This window comes from Dyella sp. 05T440 (assembly GCF_056395965.1).
The window spans coordinates 367,840-392,788 of the sequence record NZ_JBFTKN010000001.1; the positions used below are offsets into that span (position 1 = coordinate 367,840).

23 protein-coding genes are annotated in these 24,949 nt (G+C 65.7%); 11 read left to right on the forward strand and 12 right to left on the reverse strand.

Translation table 11 applies throughout. The features are described 5' to 3' along the window. Positions 1 to 150 precede the first annotated feature (150 nt). Positions 151 to 606 (forward strand): REP-associated tyrosine transposase, encoded by a 456-nt coding sequence (locus AC1DE1_RS01515; RefSeq protein WP_441605529.1) that lies wholly within the window; start codon positions 151 to 153, stop codon positions 604 to 606. A gap of 109 nt (positions 607 to 715) precedes the next feature. Here AC1DE1_RS01515 and AC1DE1_RS01520 read toward each other — a convergent pair whose 3' ends face one another. From AC1DE1_RS01520 to hemH, 4 genes are all read right to left on the reverse strand, one after another. After that, a complete protein-coding gene (locus tag AC1DE1_RS01520; protein WP_441605528.1) occupies positions 716 to 2,590 on the reverse strand; it encodes an aspartyl protease family protein in 1,875 nt (624 codons plus the stop codon). 73 nt (positions 2,591 to 2,663) lie between these two features. Beyond that, the gene (locus tag AC1DE1_RS01525; protein WP_441605527.1) at positions 2,664 to 3,461 is read right to left on the reverse strand and encodes an AraC family transcriptional regulator; all 798 of its coding nucleotides are present in this window, start codon (positions 3,459 to 3,461) and stop codon (positions 2,664 to 2,666) included. A gap of 44 nt (positions 3,462 to 3,505) precedes the next feature. Further along, complete coding sequence (locus AC1DE1_RS01530; protein WP_441605526.1) at positions 3,506 to 4,363, reverse strand: alpha/beta fold hydrolase; 858 nt, start codon at positions 4,361 to 4,363, stop codon at positions 3,506 to 3,508. Further along, entirely contained in the window at positions 4,360 to 5,424 is a 1,065-nt protein-coding gene (hemH, locus tag AC1DE1_RS01535; RefSeq protein WP_441605525.1) for a ferrochelatase, read from the reverse strand. Before hemH ends, AC1DE1_RS01530 begins: the two co-directional genes overlap by 4 nt. A gap of 109 nt (positions 5,425 to 5,533) precedes the next feature. On the opposite strand from hemH, the gene AC1DE1_RS01540 reads away from it, so the two are divergent. The 6 genes from AC1DE1_RS01540 (at position 5,534) to AC1DE1_RS01565 (ending at position 8,700) form a co-directional block, all read left to right on the forward strand. After that, a complete protein-coding gene (locus AC1DE1_RS01540) occupies positions 5,534 to 6,223 on the forward strand; it encodes a lipid-binding SYLF domain-containing protein (RefSeq protein WP_441605524.1) in 690 nt (229 codons plus the stop codon). A gap of 66 nt (positions 6,224 to 6,289) precedes the next feature. Further along, positions 6,290 to 6,526: a twin-arginine translocase TatA/TatE family subunit gene (gene tatA / locus AC1DE1_RS01545; RefSeq protein WP_441605523.1), complete on the forward strand. Its 237-nt coding sequence runs from the start codon at positions 6,290 to 6,292 to the stop codon at positions 6,524 to 6,526. Positions 6,527 to 6,541: 15 nt separating this feature from the next. After that, entirely contained in the window at positions 6,542 to 6,907 is a 366-nt protein-coding gene (gene tatB / locus AC1DE1_RS01550; protein WP_441605522.1) for a Sec-independent protein translocase protein TatB, read from the forward strand. Further along, entirely contained in the window at positions 6,894 to 7,658 is a 765-nt protein-coding gene (gene tatC / locus AC1DE1_RS01555) for a twin-arginine translocase subunit TatC (protein ID WP_441605521.1), read from the forward strand. Before tatB ends, tatC begins: the two co-directional genes overlap by 14 nt. After that, positions 7,655 to 8,137: a cupin domain-containing protein gene (locus AC1DE1_RS01560; RefSeq protein ID WP_441605520.1), complete on the forward strand. Its 483-nt coding sequence runs from the start codon at positions 7,655 to 7,657 to the stop codon at positions 8,135 to 8,137. Before tatC ends, AC1DE1_RS01560 begins: the two co-directional genes overlap by 4 nt. A gap of 167 nt (positions 8,138 to 8,304) precedes the next feature. Next, complete coding sequence (locus AC1DE1_RS01565; RefSeq protein WP_441605519.1) at positions 8,305 to 8,700, forward strand: hypothetical protein; 396 nt, start codon at positions 8,305 to 8,307, stop codon at positions 8,698 to 8,700. A 512-nt stretch (positions 8,701 to 9,212) separates the two neighbouring features. Here AC1DE1_RS01565 and AC1DE1_RS01570 read toward each other — a convergent pair. Then, entirely contained in the window at positions 9,213 to 10,592 is a 1,380-nt protein-coding gene (locus AC1DE1_RS01570) for a S41 family peptidase (protein ID WP_441605518.1), read from the reverse strand. Positions 10,593 to 10,751: 159 nt separating this feature from the next. Next, the gene (locus AC1DE1_RS01575; protein WP_441605517.1) at positions 10,752 to 11,951 is read right to left on the reverse strand and encodes a murein hydrolase activator EnvC family protein; all 1,200 of its coding nucleotides are present in this window, start codon (positions 11,949 to 11,951) and stop codon (positions 10,752 to 10,754) included. Positions 11,952 to 12,338: 387 nt separating this feature from the next. Here AC1DE1_RS01575 and gltB point away from each other — a divergent pair, with 387 nt between their 5' ends. The 4 genes from gltB to AC1DE1_RS01595 all read left to right on the forward strand — a co-directional run bounded on the left by gltB (position 12,339) and on the right by AC1DE1_RS01595 (position 20,097). Beyond that, on the forward strand, positions 12,339 to 16,784 hold the full coding sequence (gene gltB, locus AC1DE1_RS01580; RefSeq protein ID WP_441611470.1) for a glutamate synthase large subunit: 4,446 nt from the start codon (positions 12,339 to 12,341) through the stop codon (positions 16,782 to 16,784). After that, on the forward strand, positions 16,781 to 18,226 hold the full coding sequence (locus AC1DE1_RS01585; protein ID WP_441605515.1) for an FAD-dependent oxidoreductase: 1,446 nt from the start codon (positions 16,781 to 16,783) through the stop codon (positions 18,224 to 18,226). Before gltB ends, AC1DE1_RS01585 begins: the two co-directional genes overlap by 4 nt. 186 nt (positions 18,227 to 18,412) lie before the next feature. Then, positions 18,413 to 19,282 (forward strand): methylglyoxal synthase, encoded by an 870-nt coding sequence (locus tag AC1DE1_RS01590; protein WP_441605514.1) that lies wholly within the window; start codon positions 18,413 to 18,415, stop codon positions 19,280 to 19,282. A gap of 59 nt (positions 19,283 to 19,341) precedes the next feature. Then, positions 19,342 to 20,097: an NRDE family protein gene (locus AC1DE1_RS01595; RefSeq protein ID WP_441605513.1), complete on the forward strand. Its 756-nt coding sequence runs from the start codon at positions 19,342 to 19,344 to the stop codon at positions 20,095 to 20,097. Between the two features lie 107 nt (positions 20,098 to 20,204). Here the strand turns inward: AC1DE1_RS01595 and AC1DE1_RS01600 are convergent, their stop codons facing one another. From AC1DE1_RS01600 to dinG, 6 genes are all read right to left on the reverse strand, one after another. Continuing rightward, positions 20,205 to 20,627, reverse strand: coding sequence for a YchJ family protein (locus AC1DE1_RS01600; RefSeq protein ID WP_441605512.1), 423 nt, complete (start codon positions 20,625 to 20,627; stop codon positions 20,205 to 20,207). 90 nt (positions 20,628 to 20,717) lie between these two features. Continuing rightward, positions 20,718 to 21,311 (reverse strand): DUF938 domain-containing protein, encoded by a 594-nt coding sequence (locus AC1DE1_RS01605; protein WP_441605511.1) that lies wholly within the window; start codon positions 21,309 to 21,311, stop codon positions 20,718 to 20,720. Then, positions 21,312 to 21,509 (reverse strand): hypothetical protein, encoded by a 198-nt coding sequence (locus AC1DE1_RS01610; protein ID WP_441605510.1) that lies wholly within the window; start codon positions 21,507 to 21,509, stop codon positions 21,312 to 21,314. A gap of 69 nt (positions 21,510 to 21,578) precedes the next feature. Continuing rightward, a complete protein-coding gene (locus tag AC1DE1_RS01615; RefSeq protein ID WP_441605509.1) occupies positions 21,579 to 22,157 on the reverse strand; it encodes an NnrU family protein in 579 nt (192 codons plus the stop codon). Positions 22,158 to 22,235: 78 nt separating this feature from the next. After that, complete coding sequence (locus tag AC1DE1_RS01620) at positions 22,236 to 22,796, reverse strand: HutD/Ves family protein (RefSeq protein ID WP_441605508.1); 561 nt, start codon at positions 22,794 to 22,796, stop codon at positions 22,236 to 22,238. Next, entirely contained in the window at positions 22,793 to 24,895 is a 2,103-nt protein-coding gene (gene dinG / locus AC1DE1_RS01625) for an ATP-dependent DNA helicase DinG (RefSeq protein ID WP_441605555.1), read from the reverse strand. The genes AC1DE1_RS01620 and dinG overlap by 4 nt, the downstream gene beginning before the upstream one ends. Positions 24,896 to 24,949: the final 54 nt, after the last annotated feature.

Below are 24,949 nucleotides of genomic sequence, written 5' to 3' on the forward strand. Positions count from 1 at the left end.
GAACGCGACAACCTTGTAGGAGCGCACTTGTGCGCGAACACAACCCGCCCCATCGCCAGGTCGTTGTCTATTGCATGCCAGGCACGCCCCTACGAAAGGGCAGCGAAGGCCCCGCTATCCATCCCGCGCTGACGATGCAACCGTCCGCGCATGACCTCTCCTCCGGGACATCGAGCTCTGCGCGCGGGAAGAATTTCCCACCCGGGCCACATCTACCTCCTGACAACGGTGACGGCTTATCGCCGGCCGCTGTTCAAGAACAGCGAGCTGGCTAGATCCGCCTGTCGCTGCATCCATGAGCGGGAGAATTGGGGCGATGCGTCTCTGCTGTGCTGGGTGCTGATGCCGGATCACTGGCATGGACTCGTGCAGCTCGGGCATCGCGATTCGCTGCCAATGGTCATGAATCGCTTCAAGGCAGCCGTGGCGCGGCAATTGAATTGCACGCGGACTGCGGTCGTATGGGGGCGCGGCTACCATGACCGCGCGCTTCGTCATGAGGACGATATCAGGACGGTGGCGCGGTACATCGTTGCCAATCCCTTGCGCGCGGGCCTGGTGGATAGCGTGCTTGATTACCCCTATTGGAATTGCATCTGGCTGTAGCTCGCCATTCCCTCTGTAGGAGCGCACTTGTGCGCGATCGCAGCGCTGGGATGTATCGCTCCGCCGGGTTGTCGCGCACAAGTGCGCTCCTACAAGGGAGAGGGGGCTCTTACCGCGGTGCGATATCCCTCAGCACCATCTTCAACTCCCGGCCATCCGCCAATTTCAACGCCAACGGTGTGCCATCAGGTAGATGCATGCTCAGATCGCGCAGCGCGCCAAAGCTCATGCTCGCTGCCGCTTTTCCATTCGCTGCCACGATCGCGTCGCCCTTCTTGAGTCCAGCCTGCTGCGCGGGGCTGCCCGGCGTGACGTTGATGACGTTGAAGCGATCCGGATGGTCCTGGGATTTCTCAGCGCGAAAGCCCGCCATGCCGTAGTGCCACACGGGGACAGGGTCGCGTGGCATCAGCACCATCTGCTGGTGGCGGTAGTCGAAGTGCACGTTGTAGCGCGACAGGATGTCCTGGCCGATATTCCCTGCTTCGCTCGGGTTGCCTGTGGCGCCGGCGTCGTTGCGGGTGAGCATGGCGACGACGTTGTCCATGCGCTGCGTGCCGAGGGTGAACTCCTTGGCGTGGGCGATGTGTGCGGTGAAGAGGCCGCCGACGCCGCCGGTGGGTATCGGCAGGCCCTGCTCGTAGCGTGCCGCGATGCCGTTGCGTTGAGCCCACTGGGGGAAGGTGAGCACATAGCCGGCGTTGCCGGTGTCGATGCCGAACATGCCGTTATGGCCGTCCTGATTGGCCTCCACCAGCGGCATGTCATCGGTGAAGCGCAGCGCCACGACGTCGCCTTGCTTGATCGGCGGTGCTTCGCCCAGGTCATACGGCTTGAGGTGCAGCTGATGGTGGTCGTAGTCGAACGTGATCGCAAAGCGCTCGAACATTTCCAGGCCGAGAATGCCGGCGATCGGCGCACCGTTGCCGCGCTCGTAGAAGCTGTAGGGGTAGGGCAGCACGGTATAGGTGAGATCGCGGATATGCGCGTTACCCAGACCAGTGTCATGCACCTTGGTATACGACGTACTCATCGTTCCTGATCCCGAGCCGCCGCTCACGCCCTGGCCCTGTGTCTGGAAACCCAGCTGTTTGGCCGCGTCGCTGGTGAGAATCGCATGGCCGCCGGTGTCGAGGATGAAGGGCATCGGCGCACGCCCGTCGATGCTCACATCGACGATCAGGATGCCTCCTTCGAGCTGCATGGGCGTCACCGCCTCCGTCGCACCGTTGACCATGGTGACGTCGCGGACCTTGCCATCGGGACGCTGCAGATCGGTTGTCGGAACATTGCTGAGTACGCGATAGCGTTCGACGGTATCCACGCTCTCGCCATCGGCATTGCCGGCGAGGTTGGCGCGCGAGCTGGCGATGCGGAAGGGTAGCGGCAGGCCGTCCACATCGCGGTAGTCGCTGTAGCGTTCGGTGGCGATCAGGAAGGAAGTCGCGTAGATCGCGCGATCCAGCCGATGCGTAGTGGCATCGATCCACAGCGTGACGAGACGCCCGCCGGCCGGCGTGGCTTCGATGCGCTGATAGGTGTGGCCGTTGTCCTGCGCGTCGGGCAGGTGATGGTATTGGACGGAGGAATCCGCATCGAGAAAGCCGTAGCGGCGCAGCCAGCTAGCGGTGACGTCGACGGTGCGTGCCTCATCCGAATCCAACGGATGAATCATGCCGGTGATGTCTTCGCGCCAGTGGCCTTGCGCATCGATGCCCTCGGCAGTGCCGAACACATCGTTGTGCATGCGCGTGAGGTAATGGCCGCTACGCAGGTCCACCGTGGCCTGCCAGGGGCCGGTCAGTCCGTCGCCTGCTTCGCGGCCTTCGGCCTGCAGTGCGGCGACGTGTTGCCAGCGGTCGCCACCGTGGGCCTGGCGCAGACTGGCAAGTACGGCGGCGCTGTCATCAGCGGGTGCAGCGAAAGCCTGGCTCAGCGCACCGGCGAGCAACAACACGAGCAGGGGACGGGCGCGATGCAGCATGGGGGACACTCCGTGGTCGGGTGTCGTCATGGTCCGTCGGTTGGCGCGCCCGGTCTAGGACGTGCGTGGCGTATCAGCACGTGCGTTGCGTTCTGTGCCGGTAGTCACGCGGCGTTTCACCGGTGAGGTGACGGAACACGCGAGCGAAATGACTCTGGTCGTTGAAGCCGGCCATGGCGGCCACTTCGGCGATGGAGCGCTGCGACTCGCCCAGCGCCTTGCGCGCGAGCGCGATGCGCAAGCCGCGCTGGTATTCGCCGATCGAGGTGCCCTTGGCCTGCTGAAAGCCGCGCGCGAGATGAGAGCGATGGACGCCTGCCAAAGCCGCCAGTTCCTGCAATGACGGCGTGGCGAGGGGGTCATCGTGCAGGCGATCCAGGACGCGCTGCAGCCAGGCGGGGCGTCGCTGGTCGTCAGCACGACAGGCGAGCGCCACCAGCTCCAACACGGCTGACGACAAAGCGAGCGCGGCGGCATCATCGGTCGCGCGCAATTCGCGTTCGATGCGGGCGAGCAGGCGATCCGCATCGGGCAGTCGCAGTTGGCGATGTTCGCCAAGCAGACGCGATACCCCGTCGCCGGCCATATCGTCGAGAAAGATGCTGATGCAGCGCGCGCCTTCGGGCCCGAAGCGATTGGCGTGTCGATGGCCCTGCGGATGCGTCAGAAGCGCGCCCGGTCGGCATTCGAGTTCCTGCTCGCCCGCTTGCTGGGTATAGCCGCCTGTAGCGACCAGGCACAGATACGCCTCGTCGTGCTCATGCCACGGCAAGGCGCTGCCGCCGGCATACGGCGTGGCGGACACCTGCAGGTCGCCGAGTTGCCGCAGCCGTTCGGGTTGACCGTAGTTGGCGCGTTGTAGATGTTGCATGGCGCCAGTCTAGACCGCTGCCGCGCCGGGGCATGTGCCGTCGGTCAGGCGTGCTCGCCGTCCAGATGCGCGTTCGCCCAGCGGGCGACGGCTTCGGGGTGTTCCAGCTGCAGATGGTGGCCGCCATCCAGATGCGTCACCGCGATATCGGCCACGCAGGCGGCGCGTGCCTGCATGCGGGGGCCGGGCAGGTAGGGCGTGTCGGGTCGGGCGAGCAGCAGCGCGGTGGGCGCTTCGATGCCGCGCAGGATGGCGCGCACCTGTTCTTCGGTGAGTCGGATGGAGGAGGGGCGATTGACTCGTGCATCGCTGCGCCAGTACCAGCCGTGCTCGCTCTTGTGCAGGCCACGCTCGACGATGGGACGCGCCTGATCGGCGGGCAGGCCACTGGCCATGGTGCGCGCGCTGATCGCCATGTCGATGGACGGGAACGAACGCAGCGAACGGCCGGTGGCCTCGCTCGCCATCGCATCGCGGAATTGGCGCAATGTGTGGTGACCATCGTCGGCGATCGGGCCCAGCCCTTCGATCAGCAGCAGTCGGTCGATGCGCTCCGGCTTGGCCGCGGCAACCATCGAACCGATGCCCGCGCCCAGCGAGTGGCCCATCAGGTGGCAACGCGTCAGTCCCAGCGCATCGATCGCGCCAAGCACCGAGCGCACGTAGTCGACCAGGTGATATTGCATGCCGGGCGGCAGATGATCGGAATGACCATGACCCGGCAGTTCGAGCGCAATCACCTGCCAGCGTTCGGCCAGCAGCGGAGCGAGTCGCGCATAGCTCCACGCATTGTCCAGCCAGCCGTGCAGGGCCAGCAGCGGCGGCGCTTGTTCGTCGCCCCACACCTGCGCGCTCAGGCGCAGATGCGGCAGCCGTACCTCGCGCTCGACCGGGGCTTTCATGCCGGCGTGCCGACGCGTGGGGCGAAGGCGGACCAGCCGCCGGTGTGGCGTCTCACCAGCGCGGCCAGGCTGTCGATCTGCTCGGGCGTGTCATTGAGCGCTGGGATGTAACGCAGTTCGCTGCCGCCGGCCTCGACGAAAAAATCGCGGTTCTGCATGGCGATTTCTTCCAGCGTCTCCAGGCAGTCCACGGCGAAACCCGGGCAGGCGACGTCGAGCCGCTTGATGCCGCTCGCCGCCAGCTCGCGCACGGTGGCGTCGGTATAGGGGTGCAGCCAGGACTCGCGTCCCACCCGCGACTGGTAGCTCACCAGCAGCTGCGGCTCCTCCAGCGCCAGTCGCTGTCGCAACGCGTGTGCGGTGGCCTGGCACTGGTCGAAGTAGGGATCGCCCTCGCGCACATAGCGCTCGGGAATGCCGTGGAAGGAGAGCAGCAACTTGTCGCCGCGACCGTGCGCCGCCCACCATTGCTCGATGCTGCGCGCCAGCGCTTCGATATGGCCCGGGTCGTCGTGATAGTCGTTGACCAGCCGCAGCTCGGGCGGCCAGCGCAACGACTGCATGGACTCGGCCACGGCGTCGATCACCGAGCCGGTGGAGGTGGCGGAATATTGGGGATACAACGGCAGTACTAACAGGTGACGCACGCCCTCGCGTTGCAGCCGCTCGATTTGCGCGGGCACCGAGGGCTGGCCATAACGCATCGCCAACGCCACGCGCACGGGTTCCGCACATGTCTCCGAAAGCTTGTCCTGCAGTCGCGCGGCCAGTGCCTCGCTGCCCACGCGCAGCGGCGAGCCCTGCGCCGTCCAGATGCGCTGGTAGGCGTGGGCCGAACGCGCAGGGCGCACACGCAGGATCACGCCGTGCAGGATCAGCCACCAGAGCCAGCGCGGATAGTCGATCACTCGGCGGTCGCCCAGGAACTGGGCGAGATACGGGCGCACCGCCTTGGCCGTGGGCGCCTCTGGTGTGCCCAGGTTCACCAACAGCACTGCAGCCTGAACGGGAAGGTCTCGGGAAGCGCCGGCAACGCCGGTATAGTCATCGCTGCGTGGCATCGTGGCTCAGACGGAAGAAATCCGCCGCAAGTCTGCCACAAGCCAAAGAAGCCGCCGTGGACATCATCGCCGCAGGCTGCCACCCCGAATTCAAGCCAAGGAGTCGTCCATGTTCAAAGCATCGCTGCACCGTCTGTTGCTCGCGTCCCTGGTTCTGTTGCTGCCGGCCATGGCCGCGCATGCGGAAGACCCGCCGCTGGTGCGCGCCCAGAACGCCGTGCGCGTGTTGAGCGACATCATGGAGGCGCCGGACAAGTCGATCCCGACCGACCTGCTCAAGCAAGCCAAGGCCATCGCCGTGATCCCTGACCTGCTCAAGGTGGGCTTCGTGTTCGGCGGCCGTCGCGGCGAGGGCCTGATCTCGGTGAAGGGGCCGGACGGCACCTGGTCCAACCCCAGCTTCATCACCATGACAGGCGGCAGCGTGGGCTTCCAGGCCGGCGCCTCGTCGACCGACGTGATCCTGGTGTTCCGTACCCAGCGCGGCGTGGACAGCATCGTCAACGGCAAATTCACGATCGGCGCGGACGCCGCCGCCGCGGCCGGCCCGGTGGGCCGTACGGCCCAGGCCTCCACCGACAGCGACTTCAAGGCCGAGATCTACTCCTATTCCCGCTCGCGCGGCCTGTTTGCGGGCGTGGCCCTGGACGGCTCGGCCCTGCGCATCGACTACGACGCCAACGAGGCCATTTACGGCAAGGGCATCACCCCGCGCCGCATCTTCGAGGGTGGCGTGGGCAACGTGCCGACCCAGGTGGTCGATTTCAGGGATCGCCTTGAGGAGTACACTCAGCGATGATAGGGAGCGGCGGCGCGACGGCGTGACAGTTTCGTTCCGCCGCTTACCATTCGAGGCCTGATTCTAATGAGCATCACCCATCTACTCATCCTGCTGGTCGTCGTCGTGCTGATCTTCGGCACCAAGAAGCTGCGCAATATCGGCGGCGACATCGGCGGCGCCGTCCGCGATTTCAAGAAGGGTTTGGATGGCGGCGACGAAGCCCCCAAGCCGAACGATCCGAACGCGACCCTGCGCGCCGATCCGCCGCCCGCTGGCCCCAGCCAGACGCAGAACCAGCACGACACCACCGAACCCAAGTAAGGCGGCTCGAGGGTCATGATCGAAATCAGCTTCGGCAAGCTGGTCTTGCTCGCGCTCGTCGCGCTGATCGTGCTTGGCCCGGAAAAGCTGCCGCATGCCGCTCGCACCGCGGGTGTGTTCCTGCGGCGCGTGCGTACCGGCTGGGACAGCGTGCGTGCGGAAGTGGAGCGCGAGCTGCAGGTGGAAGAGATCCGCCGCCAGGCGCGCGAAGTGGCCTCCAAAGCCGAAGCCGCCCAGGCCGAGCTGGACGAGACGTTGCGCAAGATGCGTCCTGAAGGCGTGCCGTCCAAACCGTCCGAGCCACCCGTTGCCGAGCCGGTAGCGGACGTGGCCGCCGCCACCGCCACCGCGACCAAGGAAGCTCCGCATGGCGGCGCCTGAGCTCGAAGGCCCCGGGGCCGATGACCTGGAACAAGGTCTCTTTTCGCATCTGATCGAACTGCGCTCGCGCCTGATGCGCGCGATCGTGACCGTGCTGCTGGTGCTTGGCGCCCTCGTGCCATTCGCCAACCGCTTGTACACGGAGCTGGCCGCGCCGCTGGTGTCGCGCCTGCCGCAGGGCGCCCATCTGATTGCCACCGAGGTGGCCAGTCCGTTCGTCACGCCGCTGAAGCTGGCCTTCTATGCGGCGCTGTTCATCAGCATGCCGATGATCGTCTACCAGCTGTGGGCCTTCGTGAGCCCCGGCCTGTACCGCAACGAGAAGCGACTGGCGCGCCCCCTGCTGGTGGCAGCGCTGTTCCTGTTTTATCTCGGCTGCGCCTTCGCGTATTTCCTGGTGCTGCCGGCGGCGTTCCGCTTCCTCACGGCGGTGACGCCGCAGGGCGTGGAAATGATGACCGACATCACGCACTACCTCGACTTCGTGATGTTGATGTTCTTCGCGTTTGGCCTGTGCTTCGAGGTGCCGGTGGCGGTGGTGATCCTCGCCGCGATCGGCGTGGTGAACCTGGAGCAGCTGCGCAACGGTCGTCGCTATGCCGTGGTCGGCGCGTTCGCCATTGCCGCCTTCATCACGCCGCCTGACATCACCTCGATGATCATGCTGGCCATTCCGATGTGCCTGCTCTATGAGCTGGGCATGCTGGCGGTACGCTGGTTGATCAAGCCCACCGACGCGCCAGCCACATGAGCGATGCCGCTGCCCGCGCTGCTCAACTGAAAGAGGCGCTGCAGCTGCAGCCGCACGTGGAAGGCGGCCACTATCGCCGCATCCATCCGCCCAAGGCGGGTGGCGACGGCGCCGGCGCCCGGCACGCATTGAGCGCGATCCACTACTTGCTCGAGGCGGGCGAATTCAGCCACTGGCATCGGGTCGATGCCGAGGAAGCCTGGCACTTCGTCGAAGGCGAACCGCTGGAGCTGCTGATCTACCACGCGGCCAACAAGCGCCTGGAGCGTTGCTGTCTCGGGCCGTTGGCGCCAGGCGTGGACACGCTGGCCGTCGTACCGGCCGGCGCCTGGCAGGCAGCTCGACCGCTCGGCCGTTACACCCTGGTGACTTGCCTGGTGGCGCCTGCGTTCGAATATGAGGGCTTTGAGATCCTCTCCGAGGACGCCACATTGGCTGGTCATCTGGCGGGCCTGGCTCCGGAAATTCCGCTGTCCTGAGCGGCCACGTGCGGTTGCTCGTCTTCGCGACGAAGAGAGCTTCGATCTACTTCCAAGACTGATCCGATGGTCTGCCTCGGATGGTCGCTCCATAGTTGCAGTTTGGGTCCGAAGGGCTGCGGACGTGATGTCCCGTGCCCGGTTGGGTCTGCAAGGAGTGGCTAGGCGTGAGCAAGTTCGTGAAAGCATCTCTGGTGGTGTTGGCGGTACTGATGATCCTGGGTGGCGCGGCGTTCGCCTGGACCCAGCACAGGATTGGAAGCAGCCTGGAATTCGCGGCGCGCGAATTGCCGCCTATCGCCGATCGAATCGGCGATGTATCGCGGGTGGAGAACATCCATTTGAGCGAATACGCGGCTCATTGCGCCATGGATGTGTGTGAGCGCTATGTCTCGCGTGTCGTGGGTTCGAAGGGCGCCCTGCTGATGGCGGCCGACGTGGCGCCTCAGGCGGCGGATCCAGACGATGAGGTCAGCCATATTGTCCTGTGCGAGGAGGATGGGGCGTTGATCGATCGCATGGGGGATGTGGGGGAGATCGCTGGCGGGTTGTACTGTTTGTAACGTTGTCGCGATCTGCCTCGCCCGTCGCGTCAGACGGGCACCCGGGCGGCAAGCGCTACATCACGAGCCAAACAACGCCCGCCGTTGCCGCGCGCCTCTTTTGTAGGAGCGCACTTGTGCGCGACCAGCCGACGGAGCGTTACACCCATGCGCTGCGGTCGCGCACAAGTGCGCTCCTACAAGGGATCGCGCAGGCCGGTACCGATCGGCTCTTTGTGGGAGCGCACCCTGTGCGCGACAAACCTACGGAGCGGTGCACCGCAGCGTGGCTGTCGCGCACAGGGTGCGCGCCCACAGACCAGCACGCGGCACCATGCTGCGGGTGTTATGGCGCAGGGATGAAAAGCGAAGGCGTCCCCGCACCGGGATGACGATCAAAACCGATCCACCCCGCACCGCCCAAAAAGAAAAGCCGCCTCAAACAAGGCGGCTCCTCCAGAACATCCACATCGTTCGCTCCACCCAGGAACAACCCTCACAGGTCATCCCCACAAACGATCAGCTAAGACGGATCAATGCTTGCTCGGCGCAGCCGTCGCCGGCACCGGCGCCGCATAGGGCCCGCGATTCAACGCCAACCCCTTCAACACATTCAACGCCTGCGACAACGCATAGTCCTGCGTCGCCAGCTTCGCATTCTCGGCGCTGCCGTCGTTGTCGATGTCCTTGCCCAGTTTCGAATCTTCGTTGGCAAGATGATTGGGCAGGTCGGCTTCCGAGCTCACCAGCACGGCGGCGCTGTCGGCCTTGTTCACCGCGAGGTCGGCGAGGGGGATATCGGGCTTGATGCCTTCGGCCTGGATCGAGGTGCCGTTGGGGGTGTAATAGCGGGCGGTGGTGATCTTCACCGCGTGTTCGTTGTCCAGCGGCAGTACCGTCTGCACGACGCCCTTGCCGAACGTGCGGCGGCCGACAATCAGCGCGCGGCGGTTGTCCTTGAGTGCGCCAGCCACGATTTCAGCGGCCGAGGCGGTGCCGTTGTCCACCAGTACGACCATGGGCGCGCCATTGAGCAAATCGCCGGCGTGCGCCTCGAAGCTGAGATTGGAATCCTGCAGGCGACCGCGCGTGGTGACGATGGTGCCGGCGTTGAGGAAATCATCGCTCACGCCCACCGCTGCCGTGAGCAGGCCGCCCGGATTGGAGCGCAGATCCAGGATGGCGCCCTTTTGCGTGCCGTTCTTGCGGATCAGCTCGCCGAGCTTCTTTTCCAGATCCGGCGCGGTGTCATCCTGGAATTGGCTGATGCGGATATAGGCGTAGCCGGGTTGGATCTCGCGCGTCTTGACGCTGGTGACCGAGATTTTCTCGCGCACCAGCGGCATGTCGATGGGCTTGTCGCTCTTCTCGTGCAGGATGGTGAGCGTCACCTTGCTGCCTGCATCGCCGCGCAGCGCCTTGAACATGTCGTCGATGTTCTCCGGGTCCACCACCTTGCCATCGACTTTCACGATGGTATCCCCCGGCTTGATGCCGGCGCGCGAGGCGGGTGTGTCGTCGATGGGGGCGATGATGCGCAGCGTGCCGTCGACCTGCAGCACTTCGATGCCGAGGCCGCCGTATTGGCCGGTGGTGTCCTCGCTCAGTTCGTCCAGGCCTGCCTTGTCCAGGTATTCGCTGTGCGGATCGAGGCCGCTGAGCATGCCGCTGATGGCGGCCTTCATCAGGGTCTTGTTGTCCACCGGCTCCACGTAGGCCTGACGAACAATTTCATAGACGCGGCTGAAGTTGCGCACGTCGTCGAGGTCTACGCGGTCGGGGGCGGACGAGGCCTTGGCCGGTGCGACGTCGGCGGCCTTCTTGGCGGGGCTGGCCGGGGTGGGCGCGGTCTGCGCCTGCACCAGCGGCGCCGCCAGCAGCAGGACGGCCAGGCTCAAGGTGGGAAACCGCATGGATGGGGGACTCCGGTATAGCCGTGGGGGCGTGCCCGGCAGCGGGCCGCGTTGCCGCTTTGACCGCCGGATGTCGCCAAAATTCAACATGGTACGCAGGTTAGCCTGCGACGCTGCGTAGGCGGCGTCAATCGTGGAATAGATCAGAACATCCCTGGATCAACCTTTCTTGCCCAGCCAGGTGCGCGGGTCCACCGGCTGGTTGTTCTGGCGCAGCTCGAAGTAGACGCCGGTATTGACCCCGGTGGGCGCGCTGGCCGTGCCCACGGCCTCGCCGGCAGTGATCTGGTCGCCCACGCCGTGCAGGACGGTCTCGTTGTTGCCGTACATGCTCATCCAGCCGCCGCCGTGGCTGACGATGACCAGCATCCCGTAGCCGCGCAGGAAGGCGGCATAGACCACCCGACCCGCTGCCACCGCGCGCACTTCGCTGCCGCCCGGCGCCTTGATCAGCACGCCGCTGCCGTAGCTGTTGACCACGCCGGCAGCGGGCCAGGGCAGGTTGCCGCGGATATTGGCCAGGCCCTTGCCGGCGGGCGGCGCGGCCTTGCCTTCGCTGGCCTTGGCGGCGCGTTCGGCCTCGCGGGCGGCCTCATCGATCGCCTTCTGAAGCGTGGCGACCAGCGAGTTCAGCGAGGCCTCGTTCTGCTTGAGGGCGGCCAGCTTGCCGGCCTGGTCCTTGTATTGGGCATCGGTCTCGGCCACCAGCTTGGCCTGGCTGGCGCGCTGTTGCTCCAATGCCTTGGCCTGGGTCTCGCGCTCGGCGCGCGCGGCCTGCAGGGCCTGTTGCTGGGCGGTGATCTCGGTTTCCAGGTCCTGCAGCTTGGCCAGGTCGCCCATCAGCTTCTGCACGCGGGCCACGCGGTCTTCCTGGAAATACTTCGAATAGGCCAGCGCCTGGGCGATGCGGGTTACGTCGTCGTCGCCCATCAGCAGGCGCAGGTCCGAGCCGCGCCCCAGGGCATAGGTGGCGCGCAGCAAGTCGGCGATGGCGGCGCGCTGGCCTTCGAGGTTCTTCTGCAGCTCGGCGCGCTGGGCCTGCAGGTCGGCCAGCTCCTTCTGCTTGGCTGAGAGCTGGGTGTCGGTCTCGCGCACGGCCTTGGCGGCCCCGGCCACGGCATTGGCCTGCTTGGCCAGCTCGGCGGTGGCGCTGTCGCGCTTGGCGGCGGTCTCGGCCTGTTCCTTGGCCAGCGCATCCATCTTGCTGTGCAGCTCCTGCAGCTTTTTCTGAGCCTCGGCCTGCTCGGCCTTGGTCTTGCTGTCCTGCAGGGCCCACGCCGGCTGGGCCGCGATGGCGAGGGCGAGCGCGCCGGTCACGGCGCAGGCAAGGGGGCGGGCACGACGGAGTGGTATTGGCATCGGGCGATTATCACAGAGCGCGATGACGGCGTGCGAGCGGGTCTGCATCGCCCGCTGGTCCCGGTCATGTGCTCTTCATCGCAAGGCCGGTGCGATCACTGGTATGCCCGCGACGATCGATCGGGTGTATGCGCACGCTGATACAAGTGCGTGCACCGGCAACAAGCAGCGACGACGTCATCGATGGATACATGGTGTCTTCGCGGTGCGCGCGATGTCTTGCCGACAAAAAAAGCTTCCAGTTGAAACTTTCATTTGGACGTAAAGATGTCTTTGACGCGACGCACCATATGTGCTTTAGTCGAGGCCACACTTATGGATGCGTGACAGCGGCGCCCTCGGCACCGTTGGGACGACGCGTCTCCCACCATCGGCCGGGGAGGCAAGATGGCGCAGGCAGGTCCAGCGACGCTATACGACGCTGCGTTCGAGCACGACAGCTGTGGGTTTGGTCTGGTCGCACAGATCGACGGTCGCGCGAGCGCATGGGTAGTGGACACCGCATTCAATGCGTTGGCCAAACTTTCCCACCGCGGCGGCGTGAATGCCGACGGCGTGAGCGGCGACGGCTGCGGCGTGCTCTTTCATCGTCCGCTGGGCTGGTTGAAAGCGCTTGCCGATGAAGCGGGCATCGCGTTGGGCGAGCGTTTCGCTGCGGGCGTGGTGTTCCTCGATCCGAAGGGCGATGACGCCGCGGCCTCTACGCTGGAAGACTATCTGCGCGAAGAAGGGCTGCACGTTGCCGGTTGGCGCGATGTGGCGGTGAATGCCGAGGCCTGCGGTCCCCTCGCTGCCGCAGCGAAGCCGCGCGTGCGCCAGGTCTTTGTGGAACCGGCGGCATCGATGGACGAGGGCGTGTTCGAGCGTGCGCTGTTCCGCGCGCGCCGTCGTGCCGAAGCGGCGCTTGCGGCCGACGAGCATTTCTATGTGGTGACGCTGTCCGCGCAAGTTATTGGCTACAAGGCAATGGCGGCGCCTGGTCGCCTGCGCGAAGTGTTCGCCGATCTCGTGCATCCGGCGCTGAGCGCGGATGCGGTGGTGTTCCACCAGCGCTTCTCCACCAACACCACGCCGCAATGGCGGCTCGCCCAGCCGTTCCGCCTGCTGGCGCACAACGGCGAGATCAACACCATCCGCGCCAATCGCCGCTGGATGCAGTCGCGCGAATCCATCCTGCATTCGCCGCTGGTCGACCTCTCCGATATCGGCCCGCTGGTACGCCAGACGGGCTCGGATTCGGAAAGCCTCGACAACGCGCTGGAAGTGCTGATCGCCGGCGGCCTCGATCTGCTTGCCGCGATGCGTGTGCTGGTGCCGCCGGCGTTTGCCGCGCGCGAGGGCATCGATGAAGACCTCGCTGCGTTCTACGAGTATTACGCGCTGCATAGCGAGCCGTGGGATGGCCCTGCAGGTCTGGTGATGTGCGATGGGCATTACGCTGCGTGCACGCTCGATCGCAACGGCCTGCGTCCCGCGCGCTGGGCGTTGTCGGCGGACAATCACCTCATTGTCGCCTCCGAAGCAGGCCTGTGGGATGTGCCGTCCTCGCAGGTTGTGGCCAAGGGCCGCCTCGCCCCCGGTGAAATGATTGCGGTGGATCTGCAGCAGCATCGCTTGCTGCGCGACGCCGACATCGACGATATCAACCGCAAGCGCGCACCGTTCCGCGACTGGCTACGTGCGGGAGTTAGTTATCTAGAGTCGGACCTGATCGATCCTTCGCTCGCTGCAGAGCCGCTGCCGGCCGACGAACTGCGCCGTTACCAGAAGCTCTACGGCCTCTCACGCGAAGAGCGCGAAACCGTGCTCAAGGCGATGGTGGAGCTGGAGCAGGAAGCGACTGGTTCGATGGGCGATGACACGCCCATCGCCGCCATGTCGCGCCAGGTGCGTCCGCTGTTCGATCGCTTCCGCCAGGGCTTTGCCCAGGTCACCAATCCGCCGATCGACCCGTTGCGCGAAAAGTTGGTGATGTCGCTGGTGACGCAGATCGGTCCGGAGAGCAATGTATTTGACCTCACGCCGGAGAACGCGAAGCAGATTCTGATCAATTCGCCGGTGCTTTCGCAGCGCAAGCTGCGGCAGTTGCTGGGACTGCCGCAGTTCGTGGGCACGCCACGCTTCGACTTGATGTATGCGCCCGAGGAAGGCCTCGAAGCCGCGCTGCAGCGCCTCTGCCGCGAGGTGGAGAAGGCGGTGCGCGAGGGCTGCCAGCTGGTTTTCCTAAGCGACCGCTATCCGCAGCAGGACTTGTTGCCGATCCATTCGCTGCTGGCGGTGGGTGCGGTGCATGCGCATCTGATCGATCAGGCTTTGCGTTGCCAGTGCAACATCCTGGTGGAAACGGCGACGCCGCGCGATCCGCATCAGTTCGCCTGTCTGCTCGGGTTTGGCGCGACCGCGATCTATCCGTGGCTGGCTTATCAGAGCCTGTTTGAGCTGGGTCGCGAAGGGCATATCGCCAGCGACCGTTTCGAGATCGGTCGCAGCTATCGCCGCGGCATCCGCAAAGGACTGCTGAAGATCCTGTCCAAGATGGGCATCTCCACCGTGGCCGGCTATCGCGGTGCGCAGCTGTTCGAGATCGTCGGTCTCGCCCCGAGCGTGGTGGCGTTGTGCTTCCCGGGCACGCCGTCGCGCATCGGCGGCGCGGGCTTTGCCGAACTGGAACACGACCAGCAGATCCTCGCTGCCGAAGCATGGAGCGATGCCTCGCCGTTGCGTGCGGGCGGCCTGTACAAGTTCGTGTACGGCGGCGAGTACCACATGTACAACCCGGACGTGATCGGTACGCTGCAAAAGGCCGTGCGCACGGGCAGTCAGGCCGACTATCGGAACTACGCAAACTTCGTCGACCATCGTCCGCCGTCGGCACTGCGTGACCTGCTGTCGCCGCAGCCGCTAGGCAATGCCGTGCCGATCGAGGAAGTGGAATCGGCGCAAAGCATCCTGCGTCGTTTCGATTCGGCCGGCATGTCGCTGGGTGCGTTGTCGCCCGAAGCGCACGAGGCGCTGGCCATCGCGATGAACAGGCTTGGTGCGCGCAGCAATTCCGGCGAAGGCGGCGAAGATCCGGCGCGTTACGGCACCGAGAAGACGTCCAAGATCAAGCAGGTCGCCTCGGGTCGCTTCGGCGTCACGCCGCAGTATCTGGTCAATGCCGAGGTGCTGCAGATCAAGATCGCGCAGGGCGCCAAGCCCGGTGAAGGCGGCCAGCTGCCGGGCCATAAGGTGGACAGCACGATCGCGCGACTGCGTTACGCCAAGCCCGGCATTGGCCTGATTTCGCCGCCGCCGCACCACGATATCTATTCGATCGAAGACCTAGCCGAACTGATCCACGACCTCAAGGAGGTCAATCCCGACGCGCTCGTGTCGGTCAAGCTGGTCAGTCACGCCGGCGTCGGCACGGTGGCGGCCGGCGTGGTGAAAGCCGGCGCAGATCTCATCACCATCAGCGGCCACGACGGCGGCACCGGTGCGAGCCCGCTCACCTCGATCAAGTACGCGGGCACGCCGTGGGAACTGGGACTGGCGGAAACGCAGCAGACCCTGCGCCGCAACGACTTGCGCGGCCGCGTGCGCCTGCAGACGGATGGTGGCCTCAAGACCGGTCTCGACGTGATCAAGGCGGCGATGCTGGGTGCGGAAAGCTTCGGCTTCGGCACCGGCCCGATGGTGGCGCTGGGTTGCAAGTACCTGCGCATCTGCCATCTCAACAACTGCGCCACCGGGGTGGCAACGCAACATCCGGTGCTGCGCAAGGAACACTTTATCGGCCTGCCCGAGATGGTGATGAATTACTTCGGTTTCCTCGCCGAGGACGTGCGTGCGCATCTGGCTTCGCTGGGCGCGCGCAGCCTGGATGACATCATCGGTCGCGCCGATCTGCTGGAACAGGTGGACGGCACCACGCCGGTGCAGCACAAGCTCGATCTTGCGCCGCTACTCGGCTCGGGAGCGCTGGCCGATAACGTGGACTTCGCCTGTACGCTGCCGCGCAATCCGATGCGCGATGACGCCGCACTGGCGACGCGCATCGATGAGGCGACGCGCGCGGTCGTGGCGAGCAAGGCAGGTGGCGAGTTCGCCTTCGAGATCGCCAATACCGATCGCGCCATTGGTGCGCGGCTGTCGGGCGAAGTGGCGCGCCTGCATGGCGACCACGGCATGGACGAAAGCCCGATCCTGCTGAAACTCAGCGGTGCCGCCGGGCAGAGTCTTGGCGCCTGGAACGCCGGCGGCGTGCATATCGACCTGGTGGGCGAGGCGAATGATGGCGTGGGCAAGGGCATGGCGGGCGGACGCATCGTGGTGCGTCCGCCAGCGGATTCGCCGTTTGCCAGTCACGATGCCTCCATCATCGGCAACACCTGTTTGTACGGTGCCACCGATGGCGAGTTGTTTGCGGCCGGTAGGGCCGGCGAACGATTCGCGGTGCGCAATTCCGGCGCGCTCGCCGTGGTCGAGGGCGCCGGCGATCACTGCTGCGAATACATGACGGGCGGCGTCGTCGCTGTGCTGGGCAAGGTGGGCCTGAACTTTGGCGCGGGCATGACCGGTGGTTTCGCCTATGTGCTCGATATCGAGCGCAGCTTCGTGGACTGCTACAACCACGAGCTGGTCGACATCCTGCGCATCTCGCCGGAAGGCATGGAGCATTACATGCAGCACCTACGTTCCCTGGTGTCACGTCATGTCGAGCTGACTGGCAGCGACTGGGGTCGTCGGATCCTGGCGGACTTCCGCGGCCTGCAATACAAGTTCTGGCTGGTCAAACCCAAGGCGGCAAGCCTGGCGGCATTGGCCGAAGAGCTGAGGAGCGCTGCATGAGCGCAGACTCCAAGACCTTCCAGTTCCTCAACGTGCAGCGACAGACGCCGCGCACGGTGCCGGTGTCGATCCGCGTGCTCGGCTATGGCGAGATCTCCGGCGATTTCGGCGCGTCGCAGGCGGGCACCCAGGCGGAGCGCTGCATCGATTGCGGCAATCCGTACTGCGAGCATGAGTGCCCGGTGCACAACTACATTCCGAACTGGTTGAAGCTGGTGCAGGACGGTCGCCTGATGGAAGCGGCGACCTTGATGCACGAAACCAATCCGTTGCCGGAAATCTGCGGACGCGTCTGCCCGCAGGATCGTCTGTGCGAGGGCGCGTGCACGCTGGAGCAGACCGCGTTCGGTGCGGTCACCATCGGCAGCATCGAACGCTGGGTGACCGACGAAGCGTTGCGCCAAGGCTGGAAGCCGGATCTCTCCGCCGTGCGCGAGACCGGCAAGCGCGTGGCCATCATCGGCGCCGGACCGGCCGGCCTCTCCTGTGCGGATCGACTGCGCCGCGCCGGCATCGCCGCCGATGTGTACGACCGCCAGAGCGAAATCGGCGGCCTGCTCACGTTCGGCATCCCGCCCTTCAAGCTCGACAAGAGTGTGGTGCGCACGCGTCGCCAATTGCTGGAAGGCATGGGCGTGCGCTTTCTGCTCAACCGCGAGGTGGGGCGCGATATCGAGTTCGGTCAGTTGCTGGACGAATACGACGCGGTCTTCGTCGGCACCGGTGCGTACACCTATGTCGATGCGCAACTGCCGGGCCGCGAGCTGCATGGTGTGCACGATGCACTGCCGTTCCTGATCGCCAACACGGAACGCCTGCTGCGCGATGGCGCGGTCTCGCCGGCCTTCGATTTCCGCGGCAAGCACGTCGTCGTGCTCGGTGGCGGCGATACCGGGATGGACTGCAATCGCACGGCGATCCGCCTTGGCGCCGCCAGCGTGACCTGCGTGTATCGCCGCGACGAGGCGAACATGCCCGGCTCGGCGCGCGAGGTGAACTACAGCCGCGAGGAAGGCGTGAACTTCCTGTTCCAGCGCCAGCCGCTGGAGATATTGGGCGGCGCGCGCGGCAATGTGCGCGGCGTGCGCGTAGTGGAAACGGCGTTGCTCGATGACGGCGATGGGCGCATGCGTCCGCAGAACGTGCCGGGCACGGAGTATGTGATCGACGCCGACGTGGTGATCCAGTCGTTCGGTTTCCTGCCCAGTCCGCCCGATTGGCTGCGCACGCATGGCGTGGCGCTGGACAGGACCGGCCGCGTGATCACCGGCGCGAACGGTGCGCTGCCGCTGCAAACCAGTCATCCGCAGATTTTTGCCGGGGGCGACAATGTGCGTGGCGCGGATCTGGTGGTGCGTGCCGTGTACGACGGCCGAGAAGCTGCCGGATCGATCGTCTGTCTGTTGCAGCAGGTCGATGCGCCGGCGCTCGCGCACGCCTGACCATTAACCCCTCACCCCCCACCTGTGGGAGCGCACCCTGTGCGCGACGCCCGTTGCCTCGGGGCAATGTCAGTCGCGCGCAGGGTGCGCTCCCACAGGGAAGGGTGCATCGGCACGGCATCGATGTAGCGCAGCGCAACACCCCAATGCGACACTGCGCGGCGACCTCGTCACGGAACAGCACTCATGCGCCTCGGCCTAGCCGCCAACCAGCTGCACCACGCCCACGCCAACGCCGCGCTGTTCCGCTGGCTGCATGCGTGCGAGGCGGGCATCCGCGAACTGGAATTGGGCCTGCATGCGGTGGGACGCACCTACGATGCGATTCATCGCGCCGGTTACCTGGAGCGCTATCTTCCGCTGCGGCGCTATCCCTATGGCCGCGAAGGCGGCCTGATGAAGCTGGTGGCCGAGGTCGTAGGTCTGGGCGATGAGCGCGTGCTCGATGGCGCCATCTACCTGATCGATCCGGTCGACCCGTCTTCGATTTTTCCCGAGGCGATCGCGCTCAAGCGCCAGTGCGTGATCCACGGCAAGCCCTTTATTTCCACCGTCGCCACGGCACGCGACTGGATCGAGATGGAGCGCATCCACGCGGGACTTCTGCCTGACCCCGGCGCCCAGATATTTCACGATCTCCAATCGCAGACGCTGGCGCTGATTGCACATGACGCCATGAAGCCGCAGATGCTGGCCTATGCCGCCGAACACTTCGACGTGCTGTCGCGCTTTGTGCATCGCGTGGCTACCGGCACCACCGGCCAGCGCCTCAATGAACTGGCGTGGAGCCGCGGCTGGCCGCAGGACCAGGCATGGGTGGAGCGTTACCAGAGCGGCCCACTGGGCGGCGACGCGCAGATTGCCGATCTGGTGCTCGAACGCCGCTGCCAGCGCGCGATCTTTTTTGAAGACCCGCACGTGGCACGCCAGCATGAAGCCGACATCCAGCTGCTCGAGCGTGCTGTCACCACGCGAACCGACGACGCAGTCTGCATGACCACACCCAAGGTCGCAGCGCGCTGGGCCGCCGCCGTGGAGCGGCGAGCGAGCCGCTGATCGGTGAGGGGTGCATACTGGCGCACTCGTCGCGTCGTGATCGTGGAGCAGGTATTCCCATGTGCGTGATTGCATTCGCCTGGCAGGCGCATCCGCGCTGGCGGCTTGTTCTGATCGGCAACCGCGATGAATTCCATGCGCGTCCCAGCTTGCCGCTGGCGCGCTGGGAACAGCCGTCCATCGTCGCCGGAAAGGATCTGGAAGCCGGGGGCACCTGGCTGGGCGTGGCCGACGACGGACGCTGCAGCGTGGTGACCAATGTGCGCGATCCGCGCGACCCGCAGTTGGGACGATCCCGCGGCCTGCTCGCGCTCGACTATCTCGCCGGCCGCGACGATGCCGTAGCCCACGCCGCGTCGCTGCTGCACACAGCGGCCGACTATCGGCCGTTCAATCTGCTGACGTTCGACGCCACCCACGCGTTCTATATCGGCAACCGTCCGGATTCGCGCGCGCAAGCGGTGCAACCCGGCGTGCATGGGCTGTCCAATGCCGACTTCAATACACCGTGGCCGAAGACGCGCGCCTTGATGGATCATTTGAGCGCGTGGATAGCGGCGGGGCAGGATGATGAATTCGCGCCGCTGTTTGCCGCGCTGGCCGATCCGCATGTGTATCCGGATGATCAGCTGCCTGATACCGGTGTTGGCGTGGAACGCGAGCGCTGGCTGTCGTCGGCCTTCATCCGCGGTGATCGCTATGGCACGCGTGCCAGCACCGTGGTGGCGATCGGCCACGACGGGCGCGGTCTAGTAGTGGAGCGGCGGTTTGGTCCGAATGGAAGCGACGAGGGCGAGACTGCGGTTCCGTTCTAGCCACTCTCTGTGGGAGCGCACCCTGTGCGCGACGGCCACGCCTGGGTGCATTGCTCCGTTGGATTGTCGCGCACAGGGTGCGCTCCCACACACACAGCGCGGCGTCGTTACTCGCCCGATTTCTCGGGAAACTCGCCGTCTACGTAATACCAGCGCCCTTGCTCCCGCACGAAGCGGCTGACCTCATGCATGCGTTGTGCCTTGCCGCCGCCCAGGCGAAGACGGGCGACAAATTCGACGACCGCCTGATCGCCGTCGCTCTCATGCCGCTTGATGGCCAGACCCAGCCACGTCGGCGCCGGTTGCTGCGCACTGAGCTTGAGATGGGCGGGGCGCGTACTGGGGTGCCAGGTGGCCAGCAGATAGTCTTCGCGCTTGAGCACGTAGGCACTGTAACGCGAGCGCATCAGTTGTTCGGCAGTAGTGGCCGCGGCACCCTCATGAAGCAGGCCGCAGCAGCGCGCATAGCCGTCGTTGTTGCCGCAGGGGCAGGGCGTGAGCGTGTCGATGGCTTGGACGTAAGGGCGCATGGCGTGGGGCGGGCGCGAGCAGGGGCGCCCTCTGATGCGCATCCTGACGCGATCGCGGCAAAAATGCCAATGATTGGACGGCCAATCCGTTCAGCGGGCGCGCCGCCAGATGCGCAGGCGATTATTGGCCGGCATGGCGACGTCGTCGATCAGCTCGAAGCCGGCGATCTCGGCCAGCGCATCCACCGCTTCGGCATCACGGATGCGCATATGGCTGCCGCGCTCCTGCAGCCAGTCGTCGAACGCGGCGTTGCTCTGGCTGGTGTAGTGGCCGTCGTAGTTGAACGGACCGTAGATCGCCAGCGTCGCGTCGTCCGTGGTTACCTCAGGCAGACGCGAGAACAGCAGCTCCACTTCGTCCCAGCTCATGATGTGCAAGGTGTTGGCGCTGAACACGGCGTCATAGCGACGGGGCGGCCACGGCCCATTCACATCCAGCACCAAGGGAGCGGGTGTATTGGGAAGCTGCGCCTCGTCCAGCCATAGCCGGATGCCGGGCAGGTACTCGCTGCGATCCGTGCATTGCCACAGCAGATCTGGCATGGCCGATGCAAAGTGGATCGCATGCTGTCCGGTGCCGCTGCCGATCTCCAACACCTGCCGGCAGCCGGCGAAATGCGTGCGCAATACCTCGAGGATGGGGGCGCGATTGCGCTCGCAGGAGGGCGCGTTGGGTTTATCCACTCAGGCGGGCCGCCCGCGCAGCACGCGAGCGGGCAGCATCAACATGGCGCCCAGGAAGGCGAATACGGCGCCCACGGTGATGCCCACCAGGCGAAACGGCAGCGCAATCAGCCACACGATGGGATAGAGCACGAGCGCCAGCAGCGCGAGCGGCCAGCAGAACACCAGCAGCAACAGCCAAAGCAGGAAGGCAACCATGGCCCGATCCTCATGCCGAAAACAGCGCCACTCTAGCTCAGCCCGCCTGGGCGGCGTAGATGACTAGTTTCACCCCATGGGATTCACGCCGATCAGCCATGTGTGCAGCCACCAGGCGAATACGAACCAGCCCACCACGCCGGCCACCACGGTGATGATGTCGCCCTTGGCCGTGCCGGCCGGGTAAACCACGCCCGCGGCGCGATCGCGGCGGCGCGCGCTGACGAAATCCACGATGGCCCACAGCAGAAAGGCGCCGAACAACACGACGTCATGCAACATGCCGGTCGCCAGCAGATGGCCGAACGCCCAGACCTTCACGCCCGCCAGCATCGGATGGCCGAGCTTGGCCTTGAAGTGATTGGCCGGCACGTAGGCTGCCGCGACCAGCACAAAGGCCAGCAAAGTGAAAAGCGCGTTGAGATGGCGCAGCCACAGCGGCGGCACGTAGAGCAGTACGGGCTGCTGTCGCGCCAGGCCAAAGCCCATCACGATCAGCACGAAACCGATGATCGATACGACGGAATAAAGCCCCTTCCAGCGCATCTCGCCCAGCTGCGCGCGACGTTGCGTGCGCCATGGGTCGGCAAAAATGCGCAGGGAGTGGACGCCGAGGAACAACACCAGGCCGAGGATGAGCAGTGCCATGCGGATCACCTAGACGGGCGGAGTGTTCCGATCATGGCACGCATCGAGGGCCGGCCGCATGCGCCGAAGGTTGAGCTGTCAGCCGCCCTGCTGGACGACGCAGGCGACGAGCGCCACCGAGCCCTCATGCAACTCAATGGGACTGGTATCGGGCTGCCACGCGTCGCCCGCACTCAACGGCCCGTCCAGCGTGTCCGCCGTGCCGCGGGCGAGGTAAACCAGGATGCCCTCGGGCGGCATCACGTGACTGCAGAGTCCGGCAATCACCTCGATGCGACCGCTGGCCGCCGCACGCCGCACCATCAGATTGAAATCGCGCGTGGCACCGCCGGCCATCGCCACATCCACCTGTGCTTCGCCGGCAAAAGCAAACGGCTCCAGTGGCGTGGTCAGCGCGTGTTGCTGCTTGCCATCCAGCGTCATGGTGAAGCCGTCGCCATCGAGCAGCACGATCTGGCGGTCGATACCGGGAAAGATGGAGAACGGCGCGGCGCTGTTCACCTCGGCCACGCTGATGCGCCAGATGAAATCATCGCTGCCGGCATCGGCCGGAAAGCGGGCGATTTCACGCGTGACACCCATGCCGTTCTTCCACGGCTGGGGTTTCATGTCGGCGGCACGAAGGATGCGGAAACTCATGCAACTTTCTCGATGACACGGGTAAACGGAGGCAGCGCGCGCAGCATGCGCTCGCCGTAACGCTTGAGCACCACGCGGCGGTCGAGCAGCACGATGCGGCCGCGGTCGGTTTCGGTGCGGATCAGGCGGCCGCAATATTGCGTGAGCTGCCGCGTCGCTTCCGGCACGGTGACTTCGATAAAAGGATTGCGGCCGCGCGATTCCAGCCATTCGGCGTAGGTCGCACCCACCGGATCGGTCGGCACGGCGAACGGCAGCTGCGTGATCACCACCGTTTCGCACAGCTTGCCGGGCAGGTCGAGACCTTCGCCGAACGAGGCCAGGCCAAACAGCGTGCTGCCCTTGCCGGCTTCGACGTCGACGATGTGCTCGGCGACCAATTGCGCCTTGCCCAGCGAGCCCTGCGCGCGCACCTTGCGTACGAATTCGATGGGCAGTTTCTGCAGCACGCGGTCGAGTTTGACGCGTGAGGTGAACAGCACGAGGTTGCCGGCGCTCCAGTCCAGATGCTCGGCAAGCCAGTCGCAGATTTCCTGCACGTGTTCCTCGCGAGCATCGGGCAGCGAGCGCATCGCCGGCACTTCCAGGCGTGCCTGCATGGCCAGGTCGAACGGCGAAGGCAGGCTCAGTGTCACCGCATCGTCGGGCAAGCCCACCGAGTCGGCAAAACCGCGGAAATTGCCGCCCGCGCTCAGCGTCGCCGAGGTCATCACCACGCCGCTAGCATTGCCCCACAGCACGCTGCGCAGCAGACCACCGGCGGACACCGACGAGGCATGGCAGACCAGCTGCTGGTCGCCGCTCAGCGTGACCCAGCGGGCGAGCGGCGGCGCGTTGTCGCCATCGGTCGCCGACCACGCGCGCCAGGTGCGCACCTGGCGGTCGATGCGCTCCAGCGCCATGCCCAGTTCGCGCGACAGCGCTTCATGGGTGGGGCCGGTCTCGGTCATCTCCAGCACGGCGCGGCGCACGGCGCCGACCCAGCGTTCGATCTCGCCGGTGAAGACATACAGTGCGCGCGCGTGTTCCACCCAGGCCTCGGGCAACTGACCGAGCGAGCCGCGGTACATCGGCTCCTGATCGTCGGGCGACGGCAGCCAGCTCAGGCGGATCTCGCGCTCCAGTTCCTCCAGGCCATTGCTGAGGTCCTGCAGCTTCTGGTCGCCGGCGTCGAGCGAGAGCTTGCCGATCACTTCCTTGTCGGTCAGCGAATAGGCGGCGTGGGTCTGCCGGCCCAGACGGCTCAGCTGGCGCACCGCCACGTTCATGTAGACCTCGGCCGCACCGCGATCGATCGCCTTGGCCGGCACGTGGTGGCCTTCGTCGAAGATGTAGAGCGTTTCATCGGGCTTGGGCAGGATCACGCCACCGAAACCGTCTTCTTCGCGCGGCATGGTGAGATCGGCCAGCACCAGATCCTGGTTGGCCACGATGATCTCCGCATCGCCCACCGCGCGGCGCGCGGCAAAGAACGGACACTGCATGAAATGCGCGCACTTGCGGCTGGTGCAGCCGCCGGCGCTGGTGGTGATCATCGGACGCAGCACGTCGCTGATGGGTTCGGGCGCCACGTCGATGTCGCCGTCCCACTCGTGCCGGTCGAACAAGTCCATCAGCTTGGTCAGCGCTTTCTTGTCGCGCTCCTGCGGCGGCTTGCTCCACAGCGCGAGATCGGCATCGAAACCCAGGCCCATCTGCGCGGTTTCATTGAGGCTGTTGCTCGCCATCGCCAGATTGCGCGGACACAGGTAACGTCCGCGGCCCTTGGCCAGGGCCACCTTGGCCTCGGTGCCATTGAGCTTGAGATAGAGCGGAATATCGCGCTGGACCAGCTGTTCCTGCAGCGCCACGGTGGCGGTGGCGATCAGCAGCTTCTTCTTCTGCGCCCGCGCCACTTCGACGCCGGCGATCAGATAAGCCATCGATTTGCCGGTGCCGGTGGGCGCCTCGATCACCGCGGCGCCACCTTCCTGTGCCAGCGCCTTGGCCACCTCGGCGATCATCTTTCCTTGTGACGCGCGGGCGCGAAAGCCGGGCAGGCCTTCCTTGAGGCGCGTATAGGAAGCGCGGATCGCGTCTTTGGTGGTATCGGTCAGCATCGGGCGGGTCGGGCGCGAAACGGCGCGTCGGAGGCGCATTCTCGCATGCCCGCA